Source organism: Variovorax sp. P1_H12_2 (assembly GCF_056405335.1).
The window spans coordinates 1-6,593 of sequence record NZ_JBFUCI010000366.1; the positions used below are offsets into that span (position 1 = coordinate 1).

The 6,593-nt window shown below is 67.5% G+C and carries 6 protein-coding genes; all 6 read left to right on the forward strand.

Features of this window, described 5'->3' with window-relative positions:
* Window positions 1-456: 2,3,4,5-tetrahydropyridine-2,6-dicarboxylate N-succinyltransferase (locus tag AC1D2K_RS27150; protein WP_478092514.1), on the forward strand; the 456-nt coding region annotated here is incomplete at its 5' end.
* A gap of 74 nt (window positions 457-530) precedes the next feature.
* The gene (locus AC1D2K_RS27155) at window positions 531-1,679 is read left to right on the forward strand and encodes a PilT/PilU family type 4a pilus ATPase (protein WP_478092517.1); all 1,149 of its coding nucleotides are present in this window, start codon (window positions 531-533) and stop codon (window positions 1,677-1,679) included.
* Between the two features lie 16 nt (window positions 1,680-1,695).
* Window positions 1,696-2,871 carry a succinyl-diaminopimelate desuccinylase gene (gene dapE / locus AC1D2K_RS27160; RefSeq protein ID WP_478092519.1) on the forward strand — a complete coding sequence of 392 codons (1,176 nt, stop codon included), beginning with the start codon at window positions 1,696-1,698 and terminating at the stop codon, window positions 2,869-2,871.
* Entirely contained in the window at window positions 2,868-3,731 is an 864-nt protein-coding gene (gene prmB, locus AC1D2K_RS27165) for a 50S ribosomal protein L3 N(5)-glutamine methyltransferase (RefSeq protein ID WP_478092522.1), read from the forward strand. Before dapE ends, prmB begins: the two co-directional genes overlap by 4 nt.
* 26 nt (window positions 3,732-3,757) lie before the next feature.
* Complete coding sequence (locus tag AC1D2K_RS27170) at window positions 3,758-5,779, forward strand: ABC-F family ATP-binding cassette domain-containing protein (RefSeq protein WP_478092524.1); 2,022 nt, start codon at window positions 3,758-3,760, stop codon at window positions 5,777-5,779.
* Between the two features lie 13 nt (window positions 5,780-5,792).
* The gene (locus tag AC1D2K_RS27175; RefSeq protein WP_478092526.1) at window positions 5,793-6,359 is read left to right on the forward strand and encodes a hypothetical protein; all 567 of its coding nucleotides are present in this window, start codon (window positions 5,793-5,795) and stop codon (window positions 6,357-6,359) included.
* The last annotated feature ends 234 nt before the right edge of the window (window positions 6,360-6,593 follow it).

The window sequence follows — 6,593 nt, forward strand, 5'->3', positions numbered from 1 at the left end:
ATCCTGATGCCGTCCTACGTCAACATCGGCGCCTATGTCGGCGAAGGCACCATGGTCGACACCTGGGCCACCGTCGGCTCCTGCGCCCAGATCGGTGCCAACGTGCACCTGTCGGGCGGCGTCGGCATCGGCGGCGTGCTCGAGCCGCTGCAGGCCGGCCCGACCATCATCGAGGACAACTGCTTCATCGGCGCCCGCTCGGAAGTCGTCGAGGGCGTGATCGTCGAAGAGAACTCGGTGCTGTCGATGGGGGTGTTCATCGGCCAGAGCACCCCGATCTACGACCGCGCCACCGACACCGTCAGCTTCGGCCGCGTGCCGGCCGGCTCGGTGGTCGTGGCGGGCACCTTGCCCAAGCCGGGCGGCAAGTACAACACCTACGCCGCGATCATCATGAAGAAGGTCGATGCCAAGACGCGCTCGACGACCTCCCTGAACGACCTGCTGCGCGATTGAGAGCCCCGGCCGCCTGAGGGGGCGGCTCTGGCAAGCCCGGAGTTCCAGAAACACAACGCTGAGGAGAAAGCCGAATGAACATGATGGAGCGAATTCTTCGTCTGATGGCCGAACGCAAGGCTTCGGACATCTATCTTTCGGCCAACTCCCCGGCGCTGATCCGGATCAACGGCAACTGCATGCCGATCAACGCCCAGGTGCTGCCGCCCGAGGCGCCGCTGAGCCTGCTCGGCGAAGTGGTGCACGAGAGCCGCATCGCCGAACTCGAACGCACCGGCGAACTCAACATGGCGATCGCGCTCGAGGGCTCGGGCAACTTCCGCATCAGCGCCATGCGCCAGCGCGGCAGCTATGCGGTGGTGGTGCGGCACATCGCATCCACCATCCCGTCCTTCGAGGAGCTCAACCTGCCCGAGATCCTCAAGACGCTGGTGATGGAGAAGCGCGGCCTGATCCTGATGGTCGGCTCCACCGGCGCCGGCAAGAGCACCACGCTGGCCTCGATGCTCGACTACCGCAACGAGAACGCCACCGGCCACATCCTCACGGTCGAGGAGCCGATCGAATTCACTTTCACCAACAAGAAGTCGATGGTGAACCAGCGCGACGTCGGCAGCGACACCCAGTCGCTGCAGGTCGCGCTCAAGAATGCCTTGCGCCAGGCGCCCGACGTGATCCAGATCGGCGAGATTCGCGACCGCGAGACCATGACCGCCGCGATCGCCTACGCGCAGTCCGGCCACCTCTGCGTCGCCACGCTGCACGCCAACAACAGCTACCGGGCGCTGAACCGCATCCTGAGCTTCTATCCGGTGGAAGTGCGCGCCACGCTGCTGGGCGACCTCAGCGGCGCCCTGCGCGCCATCGTGGCCCAGCGCCTGCTGCGCACGCCCGGCGGCGCCCGCGTGCCGGCGCTCGAAGTGCTGCTGAACACCGCCCTGGTGGCCGAGCTGATCGGCAAGGGCGACTTCTCGGCCGTCAAGGAAGCCATGGAACAATCGATGGCCGAAGGTTCCCAGACCTTCGAGGAAGACATCGCGCGCCTGATCACCGAAAATCTGGTCACCCGCGAGGAAGGCCTGTCCCAGGCCGATTCGCCGACCAACCTGATGTGGCGCCTGCAGAACCGCAAGGCGCCGCCCGCGCGCAGCGAAGAACGCTCCCTCCTCGACCAGCTCGAGGAACCCACCTTCACGGACATCACGCTCGACGTGCGTCCCTGATCCACCTGCCCTGTCGATGTCCCGAACGCTCCAGCTTGCCGAACAACTGATCTCCCGCCCCTCGGTCACCCCCGACGACGGAGGTTGCCAGCAGATCCTCGGCGAGCGCCTGGTGCGGCTCGGCTTCCGGCTCGAAACCATCGAAAGCGGCCCGGCCGACTTTCGCGTCACCAACCTGTGGGCGGTGCGCGCCGGCGCCGCGGGCGGCCCGACGAAGACCATGGCCTTCGCGGGCCACACCGACGTCGTGCCGACCGGACCGCTCGAACAGTGGGCGAGCCACCCGTTCGCGCCGACGCACCGCGAAGGCCGGTTGTACGGCCGCGGCGCCTGCGACATGAAAACCTCGCTGGCGGCCTTCGTGGTTGCGATCGAGGAGTTTCTCGCCTCGACGCCGGATCCGCGCCTCACGCTGGCCCTGCTGCTCACCAGCGACGAGGAAGGCCCCGGCGTCGACGGCACGGTGGTGGTCTGCAACACGCTGGCCGCGCGCGGCGAGGCGATCGACTACTGCATCGTCGGCGAGCCGACCTCGGTCGAACGCTGCGGCGACATGATCAAGAACGGCCGCCGCGGCACCATGAGCGGCAAGCTCACGGTCCGGGGCGTGCAGGGCCACATCGCCTACCCGCACCTGGCGAAGAACCCGGTGCACGCCTTCGCGCCGGCGCTGGCCGAACTGGTCGCGATCAACGCGGCGGGCGGCTGGGATGCCGGCAACGACCACTTCCAGCCGACCAGCTGGCAGATCAGCAACATCCACGCGGGCACCGGCGCCAGCAACGTGATCCCGGGCGCGGCGGTGATCGACTTCAATTTCCGCTTCTCGACCGAGTCCACGCCCGAGTCGCTGCAGCAGCGCGTGCAGGCGGTGCTCGACGCCCACGGCCTCGACCACACCCTCGCCTGGACCGTCGGCGGCCTGCCCTTCCTCACGGTGCCCGGCCAGCTGGTCGAGGCGGTACAGCTGGCGATCCGCGACGAGACCGGCATCGAGACCGAACTCTCGACCAGCGGCGGCACCAGCGACGCTCGCTTCATCGCCAAGATCTGCAAGCAGGTGGTCGAACTGGGCCCGGTCAACGCGAGCATCCACAAGATCGACGAACACATCGCGGTGGCCGACATCGAGCCGCTCAAGAACATCTATCGCCGCACGCTGGACAGGCTCGAAGCGCTGCTGTTGCCATGAGCACCGTGATGCAACTGATCGAGGCCGGCGCGAAGCAGTTGGCCGATGCCGGCGTGGGTTTCGGCCACGGCACCGACAACGCCTTCGACGAAGCGGTCTGGCTGGTGCTCTGGCGCCTGGGCCTGCCGCTCGACGAGCTCGATGGGGTGGCCGAGCGGCCGGTATCGCCCGCCGACGCGGCCCGCATCGCCGACCTGTTCGCGCAGCGGATCGAATCCCGCAAGCCGGCGGCCTACCTGACCAAGGAAGCCTGGCTGCAGGGCGTGCCCTTCTACGTCGACGAGCGCGCCATCGTGCCGCGCAGCTTCATCGCCGAGCTGCTGGCCGACGGCAGCATCGACCCCTGGCTCGGCGAGCACACGCGCCGGGTGCTCGACCTGTGCACCGGCAATGGCAGTCTCGCGGTGCTGGCGGCGCTGACCTACCCGGACATCTCGGTCGACGCGGCCGACCTGTCGACCACCGCGCTCGAAGTGGCCGCGATCAACGTCACCCGTCACCAGCTCGACGAGCGCATCACGCTGCTCGAATCCGACGGACTCGCCAGCGTGCGTGGTCCCTACGACCTGATCCTCTGCAACCCACCCTACGTCAATGCCCAAAGCATGGACGTCCTTCCCGCCGAGTACCGCGCCGAGCCCGAGCTTGCGCTGGCCGGCGGCGCCGACGGCATGGACTTCATCCGCCGGCTCTTGGCCGACGCACCGGCCCGCATGAGCGACGCCGCCGTGCTGGTACTCGAAATCGGCAACGAGCGCGCGCACTTCGAGGCTGCATTCCCGCAGCTCGAAGTGGTTTGGCTCGCCACCAGCGCGGGCGAGGACCAGGTCCTTCTGATCCCGCGCGAATCTCTCCTCTGAAATGCCCGCCACCGGCGGGCACCGAAATGATCAATCTCAAGAATGTCATCCTGCGCCGCAGCGCCAAAGTGCTGCTCGACGGCGCCAGCGTCACCATCAACCCCGGCGAAAAGGTCGGCCTGGTCGGGCGCAACGGCGCCGGCAAGTCCACCCTGTTCGCGCTTTTCAACGGGACCCTGCATGAAGACGGCGGCGACTTCTCCCTACCCAAGCAATGGCGCATGGCCCAGGTCGCGCAGAACATGCCCGAGACCGACGAGCCGGCGACCGACTTCGTGGTCGGCGGCGACACCCGGCTGGTCGAATTGCGCGCGGTGCTGGCCCAGACCGAGGCCGGCCACGAGGCCGACCCCGACGACCACGACATGGGCATGGCGCTGGCCCATGCCTACACCGACCTGGCCGATGCCGGCGAACACGACGCCGTGCCGCGCGCGCAGTCGCTGATCCTGGGCCTGGGCTTCAAGGCCCATGAGCTGGACCAGCCCGTCAACAGCTTCTCGGGCGGCTGGCGCATGCGGCTGCAGCTGGCCCGCGCACTGATGTGCCCGAGCGACCTGCTGCTGCTCGACGAACCCACCAATCACCTGGACCTCGATGCCCTGGTCTGGCTCGAAGCCTGGCTGCAGAAGTACGCCGGCACCATGATCGTGATCAGCCACGACCGGGAATTCCTGGACGCCGTGACCGACGTCACGCTGCACATCGAAAAGGCCAAGCTCACGCGTTATGGCGGCAACTACAGCGCCTTCGAGACCCTGCGTGCGCAGCAGATGGAACTGCAGCAGTCGGCCTTCGCCAAGCAGCAGGACAAGATCGCCCATCTGCAGAAGTTCATCGACCGCTTCAAGGCCAAGGCCAGCAAGGCCAAGCAGGCGCAAAGCCGGGTCAAGGCGCTCGAGCGCATGGAAAAGGTCGCGCCGCTGCTGGCCGAGGCCGACTTCACTTTCGAATTCAAGGAGCCGGGCAACATCCCCAATCCGATGCTGTCGATCAGCGACGCGAGCTTCGGCTACCAGGTCGAAGGCGAGGCGCCGAAGACCATCCTGCGCGGCGTCAACCGCTCGGTGCTGGCCGGCCAGCGCATCGGCATCCTTGGCGCCAACGGCCAGGGCAAGTCGACGCTGGTCAAGACCATCGCACGCGAGATGGGCGCGCTCGCGGGCACCGTGACCGAGGGCAAGGGGCTCAATATCGGCTACTTCGCGCAACAGGAACTCGACGTGCTGCGGCCGCAGGACAACCCGCTCGAGCACATGGTGCGGATGGCGCGCGAACTCGGCTCGAACGTCAAGGAGCGCACCGGCGAGCAGGACCTGCGCGGTTTCCTCGGCAGCTTCAACTTCAGCGGCGACATGGTCAAGCAGGCCGTCGGCACCATGAGCGGCGGCGAGAAGGCGCGACTGGTGCTGGCCATGATGGTCTGGCAGCGGCCCAACCTGCTGCTGCTCGACGAGCCCACCAACCACCTGGACCTCGCCACCCGCGAGGCGCTGGCCGTGGCGCTCAACGAGTTCGAAGGCACGCTGATGCTGGTGAGCCACGACCGTGCGCTGCTGCGCTCGGTCTGCGACGAATTCTGGCTGGTCGGCCGCGGCGTCATCACCGACTTCGATGGCGACCTCGACGACTACCAGCGCTACCTCCTCGACGAAGCCAAACGCCTGCGCGAGGAAGCCAAGGTGGCCAATCGCGACGCGGCGGCACCGGCGGCCCCCAAGGTCGAGGCGGTTGCGCCGGCGGCGAAGGTCGAGAAGGCCGCCACCGAGGTCGCCTCCGGCAAGAACCAGCGCAAGCAGGATGCGCAGGAGCGCCAGCAGCGCAGCGAGCAAGCCAAGCCGCTCAAGCGCGAACTGGCCCAGATCGACCAGCGCCTGGCCGCGGCGAGCAGCGAAAAGACGGCGCTGGAGCAGCGCCTCGCGCAACCCCTGCCGGCGCCGGAGATCGCCGAAGCCGGCAAGCGGCTGAAGACGCTCGGCGACGAGATCGCCCGGCTCGAAGAGCGCTGGCTGGCCCTGTCGGACCAGCTCGAGGCGCTCGCCGCCTGATAATGCAGGCGGCATGCCCTCCGCCATCGAACTCGCTCAAGGTGATCCACAGCTGATTGCGGCCATTCGGCGCAGTCGCCGCCTGCTCGGGCGCAAGGCCATGATGGCTGCCATGGTGGGCGTCGTGCCGCTGCCCGGCATCGACTGGGCCGCCGACGCGGCCCTGCTGGCGCGCGTGGTGCCGCAGATCAGCGCCGAGTTCGGCCTGTCGGTGACCCAGGTCGAGCGCATGGCGCCGAACGAGCGCGAAACCATCCGGAAAGCGGCCGCGACGGTCGGCGCGCTGCTGGTGGGACGCCTAGTCACGCGTGACTTGCTGGTCGCGCTGGCGCGCCATGCGGGGGTCAAGCTGACCGCCAGCCAGGCCGCCAAATTCGTGCCTATCGCAGGCCAGGTGGTTTCCGCCACGCTGAGCTACGCGGCGCTGCGCTCCCTGGGCGAACTGCACATCAAGGATTGCGTGCAGGTGGCGCACAGCCTGCGACACCAACTGCCGCCACCCGGAAGTGCGCAGGCCGTGGCGCCACCGCCCCCACCCTCCCGACTGGCCAGTACCTGGAATCGCTTTCGGCTGCGCTAGGAAACTAGCACTAAAGAATTCAATACCTGCCCAACGCGTCAGGTTGTTGGCCGAGCACGATAATCGGCGCAGAGGATTCCGCCGAGCTGGAGACATAATGACCAAACTCAGGCAGTTGACTTCTGCAGGAGTTGTTCCGGAGGCAAGTCGGGTTCGGAGGAGCGGAAGATGAACGAAACAGACCTCGCAGCTTCAGTCGAACGGCTCATGGCCCGGGTCGACTACTACCTGCAC